This is a genomic window from Kitasatospora sp. NPDC002551, from assembly GCF_040296005.1.
Lineage (GTDB): Bacteria > Actinomycetota > Actinomycetes > Streptomycetales > Streptomycetaceae > Kitasatospora.
On record NZ_JBEOWI010000003.1, the window covers coordinates 195,706 to 215,705 of the forward strand.

18 protein-coding genes are annotated in these 20,000 nt (G+C 72.6%); 2 read left to right on the forward strand and 16 right to left on the reverse strand.

Annotation, left to right across the window (positions count from 1 at the left end):
- Nucleotides 1-51 precede the first annotated feature (51 nt).
- Complete coding sequence (locus ABT093_RS04845; protein ID WP_350560406.1) at nt 52-1,305, forward strand: CynX/NimT family MFS transporter; 1,254 nt, start codon at nt 52-54, stop codon at nt 1,303-1,305.
- Nucleotides 1,306-1,383: 78 nt separating this feature from the next.
- On the opposite strand, the gene ABT093_RS04850 is transcribed toward ABT093_RS04845, so the two are convergent.
- The 6 genes from ABT093_RS04850 to ABT093_RS04875 all read right to left on the reverse strand — a co-directional run bounded on the left by ABT093_RS04850 (nt 1,384) and on the right by ABT093_RS04875 (nt 6,273).
- A complete protein-coding gene (locus tag ABT093_RS04850) occupies nt 1,384-2,100 on the reverse strand; it encodes an ABC transporter permease (RefSeq protein ID WP_350560408.1) in 717 nt (238 codons plus the stop codon).
- A gap of 64 nt (nt 2,101-2,164) precedes the next feature.
- Nucleotides 2,165-3,082: an ABC transporter ATP-binding protein gene (locus tag ABT093_RS04855; RefSeq protein WP_350560410.1), complete on the reverse strand. Its 918-nt coding sequence runs from the start codon at nt 3,080-3,082 to the stop codon at nt 2,165-2,167.
- 9 nt (nt 3,083-3,091) lie between these two features.
- The gene (locus tag ABT093_RS04860; protein WP_350560412.1) at nt 3,092-4,000 is read right to left on the reverse strand and encodes an ABC transporter permease; all 909 of its coding nucleotides are present in this window, start codon (nt 3,998-4,000) and stop codon (nt 3,092-3,094) included.
- Complete coding sequence (locus ABT093_RS04865) at nt 3,984-4,976, reverse strand: ABC transporter ATP-binding protein (RefSeq protein ID WP_350560414.1); 993 nt, start codon at nt 4,974-4,976, stop codon at nt 3,984-3,986. The genes ABT093_RS04860 and ABT093_RS04865 overlap by 17 nt, the downstream gene beginning before the upstream one ends.
- 155 nt (nt 4,977-5,131) lie before the next feature.
- Nucleotides 5,132-6,019, reverse strand: a complete 888-nt coding sequence (locus ABT093_RS04870; RefSeq protein ID WP_350560416.1) for an LLM class flavin-dependent oxidoreductase — start codon at nt 6,017-6,019, stop codon at nt 5,132-5,134.
- Nucleotides 6,020-6,078: 59 nt separating this feature from the next.
- Entirely contained in the window at nt 6,079-6,273 is a 195-nt protein-coding gene (locus ABT093_RS04875; RefSeq protein ID WP_350560418.1) for a hypothetical protein, read from the reverse strand.
- Nucleotides 6,274-6,452: 179 nt separating this feature from the next.
- Between ABT093_RS04875 and ABT093_RS04880 the strand changes: the two genes are divergently transcribed.
- Nucleotides 6,453-7,292, forward strand: a complete 840-nt coding sequence (locus ABT093_RS04880; protein WP_350560420.1) for an HAD family hydrolase — start codon at nt 6,453-6,455, stop codon at nt 7,290-7,292.
- An 18-nt stretch (nt 7,293-7,310) separates the two neighbouring features.
- Here the strand turns inward: ABT093_RS04880 and ABT093_RS04885 are convergent, their stop codons facing one another.
- The 10 genes from ABT093_RS04885 to ABT093_RS04930 all read right to left on the reverse strand — a co-directional run bounded on the left by ABT093_RS04885 (nt 7,311) and on the right by ABT093_RS04930 (nt 19,945).
- Complete coding sequence (locus ABT093_RS04885) at nt 7,311-8,270, reverse strand: phosphate ABC transporter ATP-binding protein (RefSeq protein ID WP_350560422.1); 960 nt, start codon at nt 8,268-8,270, stop codon at nt 7,311-7,313.
- 23 nt (nt 8,271-8,293) lie between these two features.
- Nucleotides 8,294-9,229, reverse strand: coding sequence for a sortase (locus tag ABT093_RS04890; protein WP_350560427.1), 936 nt, complete (start codon nt 9,227-9,229; stop codon nt 8,294-8,296).
- Nucleotides 9,226-11,178, reverse strand: a complete 1,953-nt coding sequence (locus tag ABT093_RS04895; protein ID WP_350560429.1) for a phosphate ABC transporter substrate-binding protein PstS — start codon at nt 11,176-11,178, stop codon at nt 9,226-9,228. The genes ABT093_RS04890 and ABT093_RS04895 overlap by 4 nt, the downstream gene beginning before the upstream one ends.
- Nucleotides 11,179-11,216: 38 nt before the next feature.
- A complete protein-coding gene (gene pstA / locus ABT093_RS04900) occupies nt 11,217-12,473 on the reverse strand; it encodes a phosphate ABC transporter permease PstA (RefSeq protein ID WP_350560431.1) in 1,257 nt (418 codons plus the stop codon).
- Between the two features lie 95 nt (nt 12,474-12,568).
- A complete protein-coding gene (pstC, locus tag ABT093_RS04905; RefSeq protein ID WP_350560433.1) occupies nt 12,569-13,588 on the reverse strand; it encodes a phosphate ABC transporter permease subunit PstC in 1,020 nt (339 codons plus the stop codon).
- 165 nt (nt 13,589-13,753) lie between these two features.
- Nucleotides 13,754-16,501: a hypothetical protein gene (locus ABT093_RS04910; RefSeq protein ID WP_350560435.1), complete on the reverse strand. Its 2,748-nt coding sequence runs from the start codon at nt 16,499-16,501 to the stop codon at nt 13,754-13,756.
- Nucleotides 16,502-16,737: 236 nt separating this feature from the next.
- Entirely contained in the window at nt 16,738-17,337 is a 600-nt protein-coding gene (locus tag ABT093_RS04915; protein WP_350560437.1) for a hypothetical protein, read from the reverse strand.
- Nucleotides 17,338-17,459: 122 nt separating this feature from the next.
- Complete coding sequence (locus ABT093_RS04920; RefSeq protein ID WP_350560439.1) at nt 17,460-17,660, reverse strand: hypothetical protein; 201 nt, start codon at nt 17,658-17,660, stop codon at nt 17,460-17,462.
- Between the two features lie 43 nt (nt 17,661-17,703).
- Nucleotides 17,704-18,744 (reverse strand): PstS family phosphate ABC transporter substrate-binding protein, encoded by a 1,041-nt coding sequence (locus ABT093_RS04925; RefSeq protein ID WP_350560441.1) that lies wholly within the window; start codon nt 18,742-18,744, stop codon nt 17,704-17,706.
- Nucleotides 18,745-18,877: 133 nt separating this feature from the next.
- Entirely contained in the window at nt 18,878-19,945 is a 1,068-nt protein-coding gene (locus ABT093_RS04930) for a PstS family phosphate ABC transporter substrate-binding protein (RefSeq protein ID WP_350560443.1), read from the reverse strand.
- Between the last annotated feature and the right edge of the window lie 55 nt (nt 19,946-20,000).

The window sequence follows — 20,000 nt, forward strand, 5'->3', positions numbered from 1 at the left end:
TCGTCCGTGCGCCCGAACCCGCACCTGAACTCCACGAAAGCAGCACCACCCATGGCCGTCACCCGTGCCCAGCAGCCGGTTGTCACCACCTCCTCCGCCCCGCTGCCCGTCCGCGGCCGGCTGGCCCACCCCGCACTGCTGCTGACCGGCATCGTGCTGGTCGCCCTGAACATGCGCGCCTGCCTGGCGGCGGTGTCGCCGATGGTCGGCGAGATCCAGCACACCTTCGGGCTCTCCGCCACCGCGAGCGGCCTGATCACCACCGTGCCGGTGCTCTTCCAGGGCGTCGGCGCCCCGCTCACCCCGCGGCTGACCCGGCGGTTCGGCACCGAGCGGGTGGTGCTGGGCGCGGTGCTGGTGCTCGGCGCGGGCGTGCTGCTGCGGGTGCTGCCCTCGGTGGCGGCGCTGTACGCCGGGTGCGTGGTGATCGGCGTCGCGATCGCGGTGCTGAACGTCTCGATGCCGGGCCTGGTCAAGCGCGAGTTCCCGGGCCGGGCGGCGGCGATGACCGGCGTCTACTCGACCACCATGCTGGTCGGCGCGACGATGGCGGCCGGTCTCTCGGTGCCGCTGGAGCACGCGCTCGGCGGCGGCTGGCAGGCCTCGCTCGGCTCCTGGTCGGTGCTGGCGCTGGTCGCGACGGTGGCCTGGCTGCCCCAGGTGCTGCGGACCCGGGCCGGTCTCGGCGGCGCGGGCGCCCCGGCCGCCGCCCCGGCGGCCTCCACCCGGCCGATCGAGGGCCTCTGGCGCTCGCCGCTGGCCTGGCAGATCAGCCTGTTCATGGGCATCTCGTCGCTGCTGGTCTACACCCTGGTCGCCTGGATGCCGACCATCCTGGCCGACCACGGCATGGACCGCGGCGAGGCCGGCCTGGTCTTCGCCTTCTCCAACCTGGTGCAGGTGGCCGGCGCCTTCCTGGTGCCGCTGTTCGCGGGCCGGATGACCCGGCAGCGGGCGCTCGCCGTCTCGATGGCCGTGCTCAACGGTCTCGGCATCGCCGTCCTGCTGATCGCCCCGGTGCCCGGTGCCTGGGTCTCGGCGACCATCCTCGGCGTCGCCCAGGGCGGTTCGCTCGGCCTCGGCCTCGCCTTCATCGTGCTGCGCACCGACAGCGCCGCCGGCGCCGCCCAGCTGGGCGGCATGTCGCAGGCGATCGGCTATCTGGTCGCGGCGGCCGGCCCGGTCGGCGCCGGCGCCCTGCACCAGCTGACCGGCGACTGGACCACGCCGCTGGCGCTGATGCTGGCGCTGGCCGCCGTGGTCGCCGTCGCGGGCTGGGGCGCCGGGCGCGACCGGACGCTCTGACCCCCCGCCGACGCACGCCGGGCGCGCCCCCGACCCGCGGGGCGCGCCCGGCTCGTCCGCGACGCCGGCGGCCGACCCCTACTCGTCCGAGGCCAGGGTGAGCCCGCCCAGCCGCACCGAGGCCAGCGCGGTCGCCGCCACGGCGACCACCAGCAGCAGCGGCACCGCCACGCCGAGCGAGACCGCCGAGGTGATCGAGCCCTCGGCCGCGACCGTCTCGGCCACCGCGAGCCCCCACTGCTGGACGCTGAGCGTCTTGGCGCCCGAGGCGAAGTTGCCGATCAGCGACTCCCACACCAGCGCGTACGCCAGCCCGGCCACCACCGCGTGCCGGGTCACCACGCCGAGCAGCAGGAACAGCGCGCTGTACGCCGCCCCGGAGACCAGCGCGGCCACCGTGTAGGCGAGCGCCAGGCCCTCCTTCGTCCCGTACAGCAGCAGCCCGGAGAGCAGCACCGGGAGCGCCGAGAACGCCCAGGTGATGCCGATCGCGACGGTGAGCTTGGTGGTGATGATCTTCCAGCGCGGCAGCGGCTTGGCGAGCAGGTAGACGATCGAGCCGTCGTCGATCTCGGTGGCGATCGCGCCGGTGCCGACGACCAGGCCGAAGATCGGCAGCAGGGTGCCCAGCGCGAGCTTGCCGAGGATGTTCACGACGAGGTCGTGCTTGTCGCCGCTGGACCCGGCGGCGATCGCCGAGACGACCAGCAGCAGGGCGGGGACCACCAGCAGCAGCAAGCCGCGGCGGCGGCCGAGCAGGCCGCGCAGCGTCAGCCTGGCGACGGTCGGGTTCATGGTGGGTCGGCCTTCCTGAGGTCCTGGTGGTGGGTGCCGGTGGGCGGGCGGGGCGGTGCCGTCGCTAGGCGGAGACGAGGTAGGAGAACACGCTCTCCAGCGACTCGTCCGCCGGGGCCACGGTGTACAGCCGGATGCCGGCCCGCTGGGCGACCTTCGGCAGCAGGGTGGTGAACCCCTGGAAGTTCACCGCCTGGACGCGCAGCGCCTGCTCCTGCCGGTCCAGCTCGATGCCGGACGTCGACCCGTCGGCGATCAGCGCCGCCGCGAGCCGCCGGTCGTCGCTGGAGCGGACCAGGTAGCGGTGCGGGCGGTCGGTCATCAGCCGGCGGATCTTCCGGAAGTCGCCGGAGGCGGCGTGCCGGCCGGCCACCACGACCTCGATGTGCCGGGCCAGCTGCTCGACCTCCTCCAGGATGTGCGAGGAGAACAGCACCGTCCGGCCGTCCGAGCCGAAGCGCCGCAGCAGGTCCATCAGCTGGATCCGCTGGCGCGGGTCCATGCCGTTGAACGGCTCGTCGAGCAGCAGCACGGCCGGGTCGTGGACCAGCGCCGAGGCCATCTTGACGCGCTGCTTCATGCCCTTGGAGTAGGTGCCGGTCCGCCGCTCCTGGGCGTACTCCATCTCCACCAGGGCGAGCGCCTTGCGGGCGGCGGCGCCCGGGTGCGGCAGGCCGTGCAGCTCGGCGTTGGCCAGGACGAACTCCCAGCCGGTCAGGTAGTCGTACATCGACTCCCGCTCGGGGACCAGGCCGATCTGCCGGTACACCTCCTGGTTGCGCCAGATCGGCGCGCCGTCCAGGGTCACCGTCCCGGTGGACGGCGCCAGGAAGCCGCTCATCATGTGGATCAGGGTCGACTTGCCGGCCCCGTTCGGCCCCAGCAGGCCGGTGATGCCGGGGCCGATCGCCATGCTGACGTCGTTGACGGCGACCACGTTCCCGAACCAGCGGGAGACCTTGTCGATGGTGATGGTGGCCATGACGCCCTCTCAAACGTTGCGGTAGCGGCGCAGCAGCAGCCGGTACGAGCCGGCCACCATCGCGACGGCGACGGCGGTGAACACCAGCAGGCCGAGCCCGCCGGGCGGGTGCAGGCTCCCGGCGTCGCCGAGGTCGAACAGCCCGTTGCTCAGGCTCTCCACCATCCCCACGGGCGACAGCAGCGCCGTCCACTGCGTGGCGTCCGGGAGCTCCTCGCCGGGGCCCATGCCGTCCAGGCTCGTCCCGACGATGCCCCCGAGCAGCGCGGTGGTGACCGCGAGGTAGCCCATGATCGCGGCCACCCCGAAGCCGCGCCGCGGCGTGGCGGCGGCGATCAGCACCGCGACCGAGGTCGGCACCAGCGCGTACATCACCGCGGCCACCAGGCCGTAGAAGAAGTGCTCGGTCTGGTCGCCGAAGTCCAGCTTGATGAGCAGCGAGCCGACGTAGAGCACCACCAGCGGCGCGACCATCAGCAGCAGTTGGGCGCAGGCCATCGCCCCGAACTTGGCCCGCACGTAGTCGGCGCGGGTGATCGGGCGGGAGAAGTACAGCGGCACGGTGTGGTGGCGCAGGTCCCGGGAGAGCAGCACCGGTGCCTGCGAGGCGAGGAAGATCGAGACGACCAGCCCGATCGAGCTCAGGTACTGCGCGTAGTCGACCGGCAGGTCGTCGGACGCGGACATCACCGCGATGGCCACGATGATCACGGCCGGCACGACGGCCGCGCCCAGCACGATCATCGGCAGCACCTTGGACTTGCCGGACCGCCCGAGGCCGTACGCGGCGCGCAGGCTCTGGGTGAACAGCGAACGCGCGGCGTACGCCCGGCCGAGCCGGGGGCCGCTGTAGCCGCGGTAGCCGATGTCGTGGATGACGCCGGTGTCGGCCGGGCGGAACTCAGGAGGCAGCGACATCTGCGGTACTCCCCTCGTTCTCCGTGTTCTGCGACCGCTGCGACTGCTCCGTGCCCTGTGTGAACAGCTCCGCGACCCGGTGCCGCCGCTGCTCCAGCCGGACCAGCCCGAGCCCGAGGTCGGCGACCGCGTCCCGGATGGCGTCGTACGTGCCGTCGCCCGCCAGCTCCACCAGCAGGATCCGCGCGCCCTCGGTCTCCACCGAGACCCCCGCCGCCGCCAGCCGCTCGCGCACCGCGGCGCTCGCGTCCAGCGCGTGGTCCTGCGGATGGTCCGTCACCTCGACCGCCAGGGTGGCCGTCGTGCCGGTGAAGGAGGCGGTGGAGGAGGAGCGCAGCAGCTTGCCGCCGTCGATGACCACCAGGTGGTCGCAGGTGCGCTCCAGCTCGCCCAGCAGGTGGGTGGTGACCAGTACCGAGATGCCGAAGTCGGTGTACACCCGGCGGATCAGCGCCAGCATGTCGTCCCGGCCCACCGGGTCCAGCCCGTTGGTGGGCTCGTCCAGCAGCACCAGCTTGGGGTCGTGCACCAGTGCCTGGGCCAGCTTCACCCGCTGCTTCATGCCGGTCGAGTAGCCGCCCATCGGGCGGTAGCGCTCCTCGTACAGCCCGACGTGCCGCAGCGTGTCCGCCGTCCGTTCACGCGCCGCGGCGGCCGGCAGCCCGGCCATCCGCGCCATGTGCACCACGAACTCGGTGGCCGAGACGTCCGGTGGCAGGCAGTCGTGCTCCGGCATGTAGCCGACCTGCTCGCGGATCTCCGACCCCTGGGTGGCGATGTCCAGCCCGAGCACCCGCCCGGTTCCGGAGGTCGCCGGGGCCAGCCCGAGCAGGATCTTGATGAGTGTGGACTTGCCCGCTCCGTTGGCCCCCACCAGACCGACCACCCCGGGCTCGACCTCAACGGTCAGCTGATCGAGGGCGGTCACCCGGGGGAACCTCTTGGTGAGGCCGTCCGTCTTGATGACAGTGGACACGAACCACAACGTAGCGTCCGTGCCCGCAAACGGCCATGGGCTGCGATGAGGACCCCGCCTGCTGCTCCGGTATGACTCCGTCCCTCCCGTCCCCTAGGGGATCACCGCGCCCCGCCCGGGGACGGCGGCCGTGCCGCGCCGCCCCCGGCCCGGTCTCAACTCAGCTGGGAGAGACCGTCGGTGACGATGCGTTCGAAAACGGCGAGGTCACCGGCGAAGACCGAGTCCGGGACCGGCCAGTGGATCACCAGCTCGGTGATGCCCAGCTCCCGGTACGTCCCGGCCCAGTCCACGAAGGCGTCCACCGACTCCAGCGGACGCTCCGCCGTCGAGCCCTGGAGCAGCACCTTCTCCAGCTCGCCGGCGTCCCGGCCGCGCTCCTCGCAGGCCGCCGTCAGCTTCGCGATCTGCCGGGCGATCACCGCGGGCGCCTGCTCGGCCGGCACGTCCGCCGGGCCCTTCGGGTCGCCGTAGGTCACCCAGCCCTGCCCGTACTCGGCGGCCAGCCGCAGCCCGCGCGGACCGGTGGCGGCGACGTAGAACGGCACCCTCGGGGTCTGCACGCAGCCGGGGATGTTCCGGGCCTCGACCGCCGAGTAGTGGGCGCCCTCGCGGGTGGTGGCGTCCTGGCGCAGCAGTTCGTCCAGCAGCGGCACGAACTCCGCGAACCGGTCCGCCCGTTCCTTCGGCGACCAGGCCTCCTGCCCCAGCGCGGTGGCGTCGTAGCCGGTGCCGCCGGCGCCGACGCCGAGCGTCAGCCGCCCGCCGGACACGTCGTCCAGCGTGATCAGCTCCTTCGCCAGCGTCACCGGGTGCCGGAAGTTCGGCGAGGACACCAGGGTGCCGAGCCGCAGCCGCTCGGTGGCGGTGGCGGCCGCCGTCAGGGTCGGGACGGCGCCGAACCACGGCTCGTCGCGGAAGGACCGCCACGAGAGGTGGTCGTACGTGTAGGCGGCGTGGAAGCCGAGGTCCTCGGCCCGCCGCCAGATCTTCTGTCCCTCGCCCCACCGGTGGATGGGGAGGATCACCGTGCTCAGTCGCATGGCCCGACCCTACGCGCGCAGGTGCCGCCCGGCCTTCCGCGGCCTGCCGGCGGGGGAGGTCAGGGGTGGGGGCGCTGGGCGGGGAGGCGCGGGAGGTGGGCGGGGGCGCCGCGGCGGGCGAGGTCGGCGAGGGTGTCGAAGAGGATGTCGCCGAGCAGGACGGGTTCGCGGGACGGCGGTGGGGCGTCCTCGGGGAGGGAGGCGTCCTCCGGGATGGTCGCGGGGCTCTCGTCTCGGACCTGGCGAGTTCGCATGGCTCTTCCTGCCGACGGGGTGGCCGAAGGAGTCCTGCCCGGTCAGGGGCGCGGGACACCCCGCAGGCGGACGGATCGGCCGGAACTGGCGCCGCGGGGGCCGAAACGCGCCGCAGTGATCGCCACGGCCGGGGACCCGCGCCGCTGACCTCCGGACCGGGGTGGGCGAAGATGGAGCGGTGACCATACCGCGCCCCGCCTCCCCGACCCGGCTGATCGCCACCGACCTGGACGGCACGCTGCTCTGCGCCGGCGGCACCGTCAGCGAGCGCACCGCCGCCGCCCTGGCCGCCGCCGAGGCCGCCGGGATCCAGGTGGTGTTCGTGACCGGCCGGCCGCCGCGCTGGATGCAGCAGGTGAGCGCGCACATCGGCGGCCACGGGGTGGCGATCTGCTCCAACGGCGGCGCCGTGGTGGACGTGCGGCGCGGCGCGCTGCTGGAGTCCTTCCCGCTGGCGGCCGAGGACGCGCTCGCGGTGGTGGAGCGGCTGCGGGCCAAGCTCCCGGGCACCGCGTTCGCCTTCGAGTACCCGGCCGGTTTCGCCCGCGAGCCCGGCTACGAGGTGCGGATGTGGGGGCAGGACGAGAACCACCCGGTCGGCCCGGCCGAGGAGCTGCTCGGCCCGGGCGGCCCGGTGCGCGGGCTGTTCAAGCTGCTCGCCAAGCACCCGGACCTGGACCCGGACAAGCTGCTCACCGAGGCCCGGGAGGCCGCCGGGGAGCTGGCCGAGATCACCCGCTCGGCGCCGATACCGCTGCTGGAGATCAGTGCGCCCGGCGTCACCAAGGCCAGCACGCTGGCCCGCTGGTGCGCCGGGCGCGGGATCGACCGGAGCGAGGTGGTGGCCTTCGGCGACATGCCGAACGACCTGGAGATGCTGGCCTGGGCCGGCACCGCCTACGCCGTCGCGAACGCCCATCCGCAGGTGCTGGCGGCGGTGGCGCTGCACACGGTGAGCAACGAGCAGGACGGCGTCGCCGCGGTGCTGGAGGAGATCCTCCGGCACCGCGGCGAGTGAGGGGCCCGTGCGGGCCGGTCAGCCGAAGCGGCCGTTGACGTAGTCGGAGGTCCGCTGGTCGCGCGGGTCGTGGAACACCTGCTCGGTCGGCCCGGCCTCGACGATCCGGCCGGGGGTGTCGTGGGTGGCCAGGAAGAACGCGCAGGTCTGCGAGACGCGCTGGGCCTGCTGCATGTTGTGGGTCACGATCACGATGGTGAGCCGGCCGCGCAGCTCGGCGATGGTCTCCTCGACCCGGCGGGTCGAGGTCGGGTCGAGCGCCGAGCAGGGCTCGTCCATCAGCAGGATGTCCGGCGAGACGGCCAGCGAGCGCGCGATGCACAGCCGCTGCTGCTGGCCGCCGGAGAGCGAGCCGCCGGGGGCGTCGAGGCGGCTGGCCACCTCGTCCCAGAGGCCGGCCTGGCGCAGGCTGGTCTCCACCAGGTGCTCGCGCTCGTCCCTGGCGACCTTGATGCCGGCGAGCTTGAGCCCGCTGGAGACGTTGTCCTTGATGGACATCGCCGGGAAGGGGTTCGGCCGCTGGAACACCATGCCGATCCGGCGGCGCACCTCGGCGGGGCGCCGGCCGGGCCGGTAGACGTCGTCGCCCTCCAGCAGCACCTCGCCGGAGAGCGCGGCGCCGCGGACCATCTCGTGCATCCGGTTGAGGATCCGCAGGTAGGTGGACTTGCCGCAGCCGGACGGGCCGATCAGGGCGGTCACCTCGCCGGCGGGCATGGCGAGCGAGACCCGCTCCAGCACCTTGCGGGAGCCGAACCAGGCGGAGACGTCCCGGGTCTCCAGTCCGGCCAGGACGGGCTCCTGGTCGTCACCCTCGTAGTGCGCGTCCTGCGGGTACAGCAGGTGCCGCCCGTCGGGTTCGGCGTAGCCGTCGTGGACGGGGTGGCCGGCCCGGTCGACGGCGGGCAGCGTCATGGTGGTCTCGTCGGCCCCCGGGGCCTGGTCGGGCGGCAGGTCGGTCATCGGTGCATCCGTCATCGGTACGGTCCTCCGGGCGCGCTTCAGTAGAGGTTGGGCAGCAGGGCGGCGGCGTTCTCGTAGACCGCCCAGAGCAGCGCGCCGATCACCGGCGCGAGGCTGAGGTAGGCGGCCGAGCGGTGCCAGTACCGGGCCAGCACGACGGCGGCGACCACCGCGCCGAGCAGGCCCAGCGCCCACATCTGCAGCGTGGCCAGCGCGCCCTTGTCGGCGGCCAGCGCCTTGTCGTACGGCACGGTGGCGGGGCGCCCGCCGGGGTTCACCACCGGGTCGCCGTCCAGACGGGCGCCGATCAGCACCGTCGAGCTCGCGATCCAGTTGGAGTCGCTGGTCACCAGCACCAGCCGGTTGCGCACCGGGTCCACGATCGGGTGGTCCTCGTCGCCGTACACGTTGACGGTGTAGGTGAACTTGCCCTGCCCGGTGGTGGCCTCGATCTTGTCGCCCACCCGCAGCTTGGTCAGCTCGGCGAACGGCGCCCCGAAGGTCGCCCCGCGGCCGAACAGCACCGCCACCCCGGTCTGGCCTGGCAGCGCGGTGTCCCGGCGGTGGCCGGGTCCGCGCATGAGGTCCCGGCCGGTGGTGCCCTCCACCACGACCGCCTGGTGCAGCCCGATCGCCGGGATGTCCAGCAGCGCGACGGGCGCGCCGTCCGCCGCCTTTCCGGTCGGCGCGGTCGCCTTGCCGAGCTGGTCCCGGAAGGACTTGTAGGCGGTGGACTGGAAGTGCTTCTGCTGCACGTGCGAGAGGGTGAACAGGTAGCCGACGAAGCCCGTGGTGAGCGCCGCCAGCAGGCTCACCGCCCAGGCCGCCTGCAGGAAGCGGACCCGCTTGGCCGTCCGGCCGGTGCCGCCGGCGCCCGGCCCGGCCGGAGCGGACTCCGGCGCGGGCGCGGGGGCCGCCGGGGCCGGCGCGGGCCGCGCCGTCCCGACCGGCTTCTCCAGGGCGGGGGCCGTCATGACCGGCCACCCGTCTGCGAGCGGCGGCGCAGCAGACGGCGGCCGAGCAGCGGCGGGACGATGACGACGGCGAGCAGTTCGAGCGCGGTGAGGGTGGTCAGGGTCCAGTCCTCGGGCCGGCCGCCGACGTTGACCACGTCGGCGGCGACCTCGGTGGTGCCGCCGGAGCCGCGGCCCCGGGCGACCACCTGGCCGGTCTGCGGGTCGACGACCTCCTCGGCCGTGCCGTCCGTGCCCGTGCCGTCGCCGGCGGGCGCGTTCGGGTCGGCGACGGGCGCGTTCGGGTCGCCCGCCGCGGCACCGCCGGTGCCGGCCGTGCCGCCCGTTCCACCCGTGCCGGTGCCGCCGGTACCGCCGCCGGAGGCCGCGCCACCGGTGCCGCCCGTGCCGCCGGCACCCGGCGTCTGGCTGTTCTTGCCGTTACCGGTCTTGGCACCGGTGCCGCCCGAGCCGGAGGCCGCGCCGGCGGTGCCGCTCGCGCCGCCGCCGGAGGCCGCGCCGCCGGTGCCGCCGGTGTTGCCGCCGCCGGAGGCCGCGCCGCCGGCGCCGCCCGTGCCGCCCGTGCCGCCGGTGCTGCCGGCGCTCACCGGCTTGCCGTTCCCGTCGAGCTTGCAGTCCAGTGGCTGGCCCTTGGCGTCGCAGGGGCTGGGCTGCGGGGCGTTCTTGAGGAGGGTCAGCTCACCGGCCGAGTTGAAGGTCGGGTTGCCGCAGTTGGAGAGGGTGTTGGGGTCGACCGGGCTGGCGTTGCCGGGGATGTGCTGGGTCTGCAGCAGACCGCCGCGGACGAGGTTGCGCGGGATCGGCGAGTAGCCCAGCTCGTCCGCCTCGCCCTGCCCCTGGCAGAGCACGTAGGAGAGGAACTTGCTCAGCGCGGCGCCCTTGTCGTTGTTGAACCGGGGGAGCGCCTTGAGCGAGTTGGCGCGCGGCACGATCAGGTAGCTGTAGCTGGAGAGCGGGTACGAGCGCGGGTCCGCGTTGGTGTAGACGCCGTCCAGCTTCTGCTGGAGGTAGTTCGGGTCGTCCGGCGGGGTGTTGTCGTCGACGCCGCGGATCTGGGCGGCGGTGAGCGCCACGGCCACGTTGGACGCGGTCGGCAGGGTGTAGTACCCGGCCGGGTTGAGGACCTTCACGACCGGGATGTCACTGCGCTTGGCGAAGGCGTACTCGTCGTAGCCGATGGTGCCCTCGCCGGAGCTGGCCTTGATGTAGCCGGCGACGACGTCGGAGCCGCTCTGCGCGGTCATCTGGCCGGACTTCGGGTAGAACTCGGTGTACTCGCCGCAGGGGATGCCGTTGACGGACTTGCAGTAGTCGTCCCACTGGGCGGGGAAGGAGCGGCCCATCCAACGGGTGAACTGGGCGGTCGCACCGGAGCCGTCGGAGCGGACCACCGGGGTGATCGGCAGGTTCGGCAGCGCCTTGCCGTAGTCGGCGGTGATCTTCGGGTCGTTCCAGTTGGTGATCTTCTTGGTGAAGATGTCCATGATGGTCTGGGCGGACAGCCGCAGGTCGCGGACCTGCTTGCCGCCGACCGTCAGGTGGTACATCAGCGCGGTGCCGCCGGCGGTGATCGGCACGTAGGAGTAGCCGTAGATCACGTTCTCGATGCCGCCGTCGCCCTTCTGGCGGACATCGGCGCTGGCACCGTTGTCCACCTGGCTGCGGAACGGCACGTCGGAGGCGCTGAAGTCGTTGCGCCCGATGTTCCACTCGGTGCGGCCGCGGGCCGAGCCCACCGCGTTGAAGTCGATCTGGATGCCCTGCGGACCGACGTCCTGGCGCCACTGGTCGATCGCCGGGAAGGCCCAGCTGGAGCCGCTCGCGGTGAGCGCGACAGCGGCGTGCGCCGGGACGGCCTGGCCCAGCAGCAGGGAACCGGCCGCGAGCAGGGTGGACATCAGCACGCCCAACGGACGTGCCAGGGGGCGGCGTTCGGCCTCCCGCGACATGGGAACTCCTCTGGTGCGGAGGGTGGTGGGTCGGAACATCAGTGCCCCCCGACGGAGACGGCCGGGTGGCCGGTCGGTGCCGGTGCCGCGGCCGTCCGGGCGGCGGCGCGCGCGGCGCGGTCGAGCTTGCGCTTCTGACGGCGGCTCATCTCCCCGGCGGCGCGGCCGCCGAGGACGCGGGCGGTGACGAACAGGATGAGCACCACCGCCATCAGGGTCAGGGCGGCGGCGAAGCCGCGGGCGATCATCTCGTCGTACGGGAGCTTGACGTAGCTCCAGATGTACAGCGGCAGCGAGATCTGCGGGCCCTCGAAAGGGTTGCCGTTGAGCCGGGAGGTGAAGCCGGCGGTCAGCAGGACGGGCGAGGTCTCGCCGACGGCGCGCGCCATACCGAGCACCACCGCCGTCATCAGACCGCGGCGTGCGGTCGGCAGGACGACGTTCCACACCGTCCGCCACTGACTGCCGCCGAGCGCGTACGAGGCCTCCCGCAGGGTGCCGGGGACGAGGCGGATGACCACCTCGGCGGCCCGGGTGACGATCGGCATCATCATCACGGTCAGCGCCAGCGAGGCGGCGAAACCGCTCTTGTCGAAGCCGAAGGTGAGGATGACGACGCCGAAGACGAACAGGCCGGCGACGATCGACGGCAGCGCCGTCATCGCCTCGACCAGGGTGCGCACCGGGCGGGCCATCCGGCCGCCGATCTCGGACATGAAGACGGCGGCGGCGATGCCCAGCGGAACGGCGAACAGCGTGGCCAGGCCCAGCTGTTCGAGCGAGCCGACGATGGCGTGGAACGCGCCGCCGGAGGTGATCGGCGACAGCGAGGCGGTCTTCTCCATCGACTCGGTGAAGAAGTTGAGGTGCTGGGCCGCGTCGTAGCCGCGCGAGGCGACGTAACCGATCTGGTCGGCGATCAGGGCGACCACCAGCAGACCGGAGGTCCAGGCGACCACCGACACCAGACGCTCGCGGACCATCGGCCCGCCCCACTGGACCTGGCCGAGCAGGTAGTAGCCGGCCAGGAAGAGCACGTACCAGCAGATCAGGAAGCCCAGCACGCCACTGAACGGCAGCACGCGCTCGAACAGGACCCAGACCAGGCCGAGCGAGCCGGCACCGGCGCCGAGGATGGTGAAGACGTCCTCGCGCGTCACCCCGCCGAGCTTCAACTTCCGTTCCGGGAGCTGGGGTTCCGGTGGCGGTGCGGTCGTGGACGCCGGGGTCGGCCCGGGCGCCGGGGCCGACCCCGGCGCGAGCGCCTCGGCCGGCGGCTTGTCGAGGGTGGTCATCGGGGCGTCCCTTCACAGCGGAGCGAAAGCGGTCGGCGGGCCGGGCGGGCGGTGGCCCGGCCGTCCTGGCGGCGGATTCTCAGAGCGGCCACGGCTCAGTCCGCCGTCGCCGCGCCGGAACGGGAACGGCTGATCACGAAGCTCGCGGCCACGTTGACCAGCAGCGTGATCCCGAAGAGCACCAGGCCGGCCGCCATCAGCGCGGACAGCGACAGCGCGTCCGACTCGCCGAACCGCAGCGCGATCAGCGCGGAGATCGAGTTGGCGCCGTTCTCCAGCACGTGGCCCATCACGTCGAAGCTCGGCGAGATGATCAGCGCGACGGCGATGGTCTCGCCCATCGCGCGGCCGAAGCCGAGCATGATCGCGCCGATCACGCCGCCCTTGCCGAAGGGCAGGACGACCGTGCGCACCATGCCCCACCGGGTCGAGCCCAGCGCGTACGCGCCCTCGCGCTCGCCCTGCGGTGCCTGGGAGAAGACCTCGCGGCTCAGCGAGATGATGATCGGGATGATCATCAGCGAGACGACCACGCCGGCGATGAAGGTCGACGAGGTGTACGAGGTGCCGATGTCTCCGGTGCGCACCTTCAGGAAGGGGATCACCTCGCCCAGGTGGTTCGACATCCAGCGGACGGTGCCGATGATCTGCGGCTGGAGGAAGAACAGGCCCCAGAGGCCGTAGACGATGCTGGGGATCGCGGCCATCAGGTCGACGAGGGAGATCAGCGTCGCGCGCAGCCTCACCGGCGCGTACTCGGAGATGAAGACCGCCGCCGCGATCGCCACCGGAACGGCGATGACCAGCGCGATCACCGCGATCAGGATGCCGTTCGGCAGCACGGAGGCGATGCCGAAGTTGTGTGCCTGGGTCTGCCACTTCTTCTCGGTGAAGAAGTCGAAGCCGACCGCGCGCAGCGCCTGGGCGCCGCGCAGGATCAGGAAGAACGCGATCAGCCCCATGATCGCGAAGACCGAGAGGCCGGCCGCACGCAGCAGACCGCGGAACACCCGGTCGCCGTTGGTGGCGGGGGCGGTGATGGTGCGGGGTACATCGGGATCGGGCTGGCGTGGAGCCTCGGCGTACGGTGCCGCGGGCTCGGCGGCGGCTGTCATGGTCTGCTCTCCGGCGCGCTCGGTGGAAGGTGCTCGGTACAGGGATCGGTGGACGAACACCGCCGCCCCGGCGTGAGACGCCGGAACAGGGGGACCCGCCCCCGGGAAGCGGACTCGGCGGGGCCGGAACGGCGGCCCCGCCGAGTCACCGGCGGTCGGGCGGGGTCAGGGGCGGCGGCGGATCCGCGCCCACAGGGACTGGGCGGTCGCGGTCATCCGCGCACCGGCCGGGGTCCCGCCCAGGACGAGCGCCGCCGGGCCGCCGACCAGCAGCACCAGGCCGGCGATCAACGCGACCGGCAGCAGCAGCCGCGCACCGCCGGAGCGGTCCGGCAGCGGCGAACCCGCGGCCACCGGGGCCGCCGCGAGCGGGCCCGCGCTCTGGCCGGAGGCCGCGGCCGGCTTGGCACCGGGCTGCGTCGCCCCGCCGGCCGCCGGAGCGGTGCCGCCGGCGGTGCCGGTGCCGCCCGCGGCGGCGCTGTCCGAACCGAGGCCGCCGGACGAGCCGACCCCGCCGGAGGAGGAGGAATCGCTCCCGCCGGACGAGCCGGAGCCGCCGCTGCTCCCGGAGCCGGAGTCGCCCCCGGTGGAGCCGGTGCCGCCGGAACCCGACGTGCCGCCGGTCGTCCCGGTGCCGCCCCCGGTCGTCCCCGGGTCGACGCCGGAGCCGCCGGTGGTGCCGGAGCCGTTCCCGCCCCCGGTCGTGCCGGGCTCGGTGGGCTCGGAGGGCTCGGAGGGCTCGGTGGCCGGCTTCTGGTTGCCGGGCAGCTTGCCGTCCTGCGCCTCCAGATGGGTCACGGCCTCCTGGGCCTGCGCCTTCTGCTCCTTGGTGAGCGCGAGGAAGCCCTCGGGCAGCCGACCCGCCTCGATGCCGTACAGCTGACCGGTGCCGGTGACCGTGTTCAGGAAACGGCTCACATCGGCGGTCTTCTCCGCCGACAGCTTGGCGGTCGGCACCATCGCGTACTGCACGACGGTGAGCGGGTACGGCCGCTGGTCGAGGGAGTAGGGGGTGTTGGGCTGTCCGTAGGGCAGCAGTTGGGTACCGGTCACCGGGTCGACCGGCATGTCCCCCACCGCGGCCTGGAAGGCGGTGAGCGTGGGCGGGACGAAGGCTCCGGCCGCGTTCTGCAGCGAGGCCTCGGGCAGCCGGTAGGCCTTGGCCTGGCCGCTGTCGAGGATCGCGAAGCTGAAGCGGGTACCGGGCGCCCGCGAGGCCATCCTCGGGTAGGTCCCGTTCACGTCGGTCCGGCTCCGCGCGGTCGACTGGCCCTCCTGGATGTACCGGAGCACCTCGTTGAGGCCGGTCTGCAGCGGGTTCCACTCGAACCGCTTCCAGTACTTGACGTCCTCGGGCTGCGGGTTCGTGTCGTCCGGGGCCCGGATCAGGCCGCTCTCGTCCTCGCGGACGAGCTGGTCGGTCGGGTAGAGCCCCGGCCGCAGGTAGCTGAGGCTGATCCGGGTGCCCCACGGGTCGCGCTCGCCCTCCAGGAAGCGCGCCGCGTCGGGATCGCCGGCGATCCACGAGGTCAGCTGATAGGTGAGGTCGGTCGAGGTGCCCAGCACCACCGGGCTGGGACCGTCCGGCCCGGTGTCACAGCTCGGCCAGCTCAGCCCGCTGCTCTCCGGCAGCGTGTTGAGCCGCAGGAACTCCTTGTCCTCGAAGATGCAGGCGGGGTTGCCCTCCACCGTCGGCGTCCTCGCGCCCCAGGCCTGGTAGGTCTGGGTCAGCATCTTGGCGACGAGCCGCGGGTTCAGCCGCATGTCCCGGATCTGCCGACCGGTCACCGGGTCGTCCACCCAGAAGGCGACCGAGATCCCGGTCGTGGCGAGCGGCGCGTACACGTACGGCCGGGTGGGGGTCCCCCGGTCCGGCAGAGCCGTGAGGCCGACATCGATCCGGGAGCCCCCGAGGAACGACTTGCGGGCCGCCGGCTCGCCGCCGGCCGAGGTGTACTGCACCGTCAGCGGCTTCGTGTCCCCGCAGAGTCCGACGATCCACTGCTGCATGGCCCGGTTGAGCATCTCCAGGCCCGTGGCGATCACGTCCGGGTTCGCACTCCCGCACTCCTTGGGCGTGGCGGCGAAGGTGATCGGGACGACGGTCCGGTTCTCCCAGGCGCACATCTCACCGGAGCGGGTCCCCTTCCGCCGGTTGACGTGACCGTTCGGCCAGGAGTCCGTCGCCGAGAGCTGGATGCCGAAGTCGTCGTAGTCGTACAGGTGCCTCGAACAGTCGGGCTGCCCGCCGTACTTGTTGAACGGGTCGTCCGTGTCGCCGCCCCAGTTCGGCTCGACCACGATGGAGCAGGGGTTCTCCGCGTCGCAGCCCAGGTGCGGGCTCAGACGGCTCGACCAGACCTCCAGGCTGACGCTGCCCGAGCCGTCCGCCCCGGTCACGCCGAGCCGCATGTTCGACGGGAAGTCCGGCACGGTCGTACCCGGCTCGGGCGGGGGGTTCTCGAAGCCCTTGGCCGGATCCGCCTCGAACAGGCTGCTTCCGTAGCAGTCCGTGACCTTCGGGTCCTTGCCGCGGCACTGGTAGACCCGCACGGGGAAGAGCACGTCGTCGCCACCCAGCGTCGCAGAGGTCGCGGGGGTGCTGAGGTCGTACCTGCTCACGCTCGGAGTGAAGCCCGTCCAGGAGACGTCGATCACCTGGTCCTGCAGGTTCTCGGTCTGCGAGACGGTGACGGTTCCCTCGGACCCGTAGGTCCCGCCGCCCTGGAAGTCCGGAATCCAGACCGGCTTCGCCGTCACCGTCTTCGACGAGGCCGCGTGCGCCTCGGTCACGGCGCCGAGCCCGACCGGCACCGTCACCACCGCGCCCACCACGGCCAGGACGAGGGTCAGCGGAGGTAGTCGCCGACGCCACCGCCCTCGTTCTCTCGGATCGGGTACGCGGAATCTCATGGCGGGCACCTCCGGGATGTGCGAGCCGCCGGGGGCGGCACGAGGGAATGGTCGCGCTCAGGCTGACGGCTCCGGTTGCCTACTATTCGGCCAGCCCGACATGGCCGAGTCCGGTCGCCAGGGTGTACGAGAACACAACGCGACGACTCCGTAGCGGAGTTGGGAACTCCGCATGCGAGCGGACCCGCGCCGTGGCGCGGGTCCGTCGTGATCTCCGAGGGCCATCTGACCAGAAGTCAGCTGCCCTGGTTGAACTTCAGGGAGAACGAGCCGACCGACTGACCGGCCTTGAAGAAGTCGGTCTTCAGCTTGGTGTCCAGGTAGGTCGCGGCGGCCGCGTCCAGCTGGAGGTCCGAGGAGGTCAGGCTCGCGTTGGCGCTGGTGCCGCTGAGCTGGAGACGGCCCTTCGGGTCCAGCAGCTGCACCGCGTCGGTGGAGCCGACGGGAACGCCCGTCAGCGACCCGGCGCCGACGTTGTAGTGGAGCTGGTTGAAGGTGACGCTCCTGCCCGTGAAGATGTTGACGAAGAGCAGGCCACCGCCGAGCTCGATGTCACCGTAGAAGTTGAACAGGTCGGCTTCGCCACCGGTCACCTGGAAGGTGGTGTTGATGCCGGTGGTGCTGTCGTACGAGGGGGTGGCGGACGGCAGCGGGATGACGATGATGCCGTTGAGCGCCTGGTCCCTCAGGAAGGTGGTGCTGGAGTTGACCACCGCGCTGCCGGTGGACGGCGTGCTCGCCGGGGCCGTGTCGGCGACGGCCGCACCGCTCATACCGGTGACGGCGAGGACGACGGCGGTGCCGGTCGCGGCGAGGCGGGCGCGGGTACGGGACATGCTGTGCTCCTTGGGAGAGGTGTGTGCTGGGTGGTGCAGGCGACCCGAGAAGGTCGCCCCCGCGGCCGGCCGCCCCGCACTGCCCGGCGGGTGACGGCGGCCGAAGATTCCGGCGCCTGGAATCAGGCGCTCCAGAAGGTGACTCCGCACGCCTGGGCCGGCAGCTGCGCGAAGCCGTGGCTCCTGACCGTCGCCCTCGCCACCGGATTCGTGCAGAGCCATCCGGCCTGCACGGCCGGGTCGGCGGCGGCCGGCCCTCCCACCATGACGGGGGAGGCCGTGAGGGCGGTGCTCGCCGTGAGCCAGGCAAAAGCCTCGCGCATGCTGGGGGTCCTTCGGTGTCGGTGAGGGTTGGTGACCGTCGGCTCAGCTGGTGCTGCCGCAGGCACCGCCCGGAAGGGGCAGGAAGCCGTGGCTCTTGAGGTCGGCGATGGCCGTCGCGCTGCGGCAGATGAAGCCGTTGGGGGCGAAGATGTTCCGCAGCGCCGCCCCGTGCGCGTCCGTCGCCGTCCACTCGGCGCCCCGGACCACGTTGTGGAGCACCCTGCCGTAGGTGCTCGCGGCGAACGGGGAGTTGATGCTCTGGTTCGCCGTGTTCACCGCCGCGATGCCGTTGACGCCGCGGACGGTCAGCGTTCCGGGCGCGTCGGAGCCGGTGCTGCGGCCGAAGAAGGCCTGGCCGACGTAGTGGCCCACCGAGTACGGGACCAGCGCGTCGGCGTCGTGCAGGACCGGATCGGTGCCCTGGTTGTCCTGGACGCCGCTGGTCACACAGGCACCCGGGATGATCGGCGTACCGCCTCCGAGGGCCTTCAGGAAGAAGTCACGCAGGCCGGAGCCGGACTGGGGGAGGAAGGGCTTGATCGTCGCGTTCGGCAGCGACGGGTCGAGCTGCTGCCAGGTCGTCCGGACACAGGTGTAGACGTCCTTCAGCTGCGCCGTGGTCAGGTTCGCCGGGGCGTGGCCCCCGAGCTGCGCGGCCCAGGAGACCGCGTCCTTGGCGAGCGCCACGAAGGTGTCGGACGCCAGGTCGGTGGGCAGCCGGCCCCGGTCCATGCGGACGAAGTCCACCTGGCTCGGGACGGCGTGCAGGGCGCCCAGGCCGGCACCGCTGCCCGTAGGCCGGGCGACGGGGCCGCTCCCGGCCTTCAGCACGATCGGCGAGGGGCCGATCGCGTCGAAGCTGTACAGCCGCGGCGACGTCGTGTCACCCGCCGCGGTCAGGGCGGCGTTGTAGTCCGTGGACAACTGGTTGAACAGCGGCGCGGTGGTCTGTGAGCCGACGCCGACGATGTCGCCGGGGTTCGGCACGACGGGCGGGTCGGCGAGTGCGGCACCACCGGTCAGACCGACCAGCGAGGCGGCAAGCGCGGCGACGGTGAGCGGCTTGCCCATGGTCTTTCGCATCGTTTCTCCTTGCGCCTGTGCGGCGGTGACGGTGCCTCGGCGAGCGCTCCCGGTGGATCACCGGGCCGGCGGCCACGGGCACGAGGCCCGTGGCCGCCGGTTGTTACGGGTGGATCAGATGGGGCGGGGTGGCTCAGACCGGCGAGATCTCGGTGCCGCAGTTGCTGCCCAGGCTGCCGAAGCCGTAGTTCGTCAGGATGGCGGTACCGGCGGTGCCGCAGATGTAGCCGCCGTTGCTGGCGGTGCCGAAGATCTTCCGCAGGGCGACACCGTGGGCGTCGGTGGCGGTCCACTCCGAGCTGCGGACCACGTTGTAGACGTTGCGGCCGTACGCGGTGCCCGAGAAGGAGGGGTTGATGACCGCAGCCGGGCTGGTGGTGACCGGAGCGATGCCGTTGATGTTGCGGATGGTGACCGGGCCCGCGGCGTCGTTGGCGCTGGTGTGGCCGTAGTAGACCTGGCCGATGTAGTGGGCGACGGAGTAGGGAACGAGCGCGTTGTTGTCGGTCAGGGCCGCCTCGGTGCCCGTGTTCTCCTGGAGACCGGAGACGACGCAGGCACCCGGGGTGACGGGGGTGGCACCGCCGATGGCCTTCAGGAAGAACGCACGGGTGCCGGAGGCGGTCTGCGGCAGGTACGGCTTGATGGTGGCGTTCGGCAGGGCCGGGTTGATCTGCTGCCAGTTGGTCTTGGCGCAGGTGTAGATGTCCTTCAGGTTCGCGGTGGTCAGGTTGGCCGGGGCGTTGCCGCCCGTCTTGGCCGCCCAGGAGACCGCGTCCCGCGCGAAGGCGACGAAGACGTCGCTGGTGAGGTCGGTGCCGTTGGCCGGGCCGCGCGAGGAGCGGGCGAAGTCGACCTGGGTGCTGGTGCGGGTCTCCAGGGCCTTGATGCCGGCGCCGGAGCCGTTCGGACGGTCGAACGGGGAGGTGCCGGCCTTGGAGGTGATCTGGGCCGAGCCGGTGGCGTCGAAGCTGTACAGACGCGGGGAGGTGGTGTCGCCCGCGGCGGTCAGTGCGGCGTTGTAGCCACCCGACAGGCCGTTCAGGACCTCCTGGGTGGTGTCGGAGCCGACACCCACGATGTCCTGGGTGGCGGGGACGACGCCGGCGGCCGGGTCGGCGACGGCAACGCCGCTGGCGACGGTGGCGACCGAGGTGGCGATCGCGGCGGCGGCGAGCAGCTTGGCAGCGGTCTTGCGCATGTTCCTGTTCCTCCGGTGGGAGAGACGTACATCGCTTGCCCGGGTACTGGTCGTC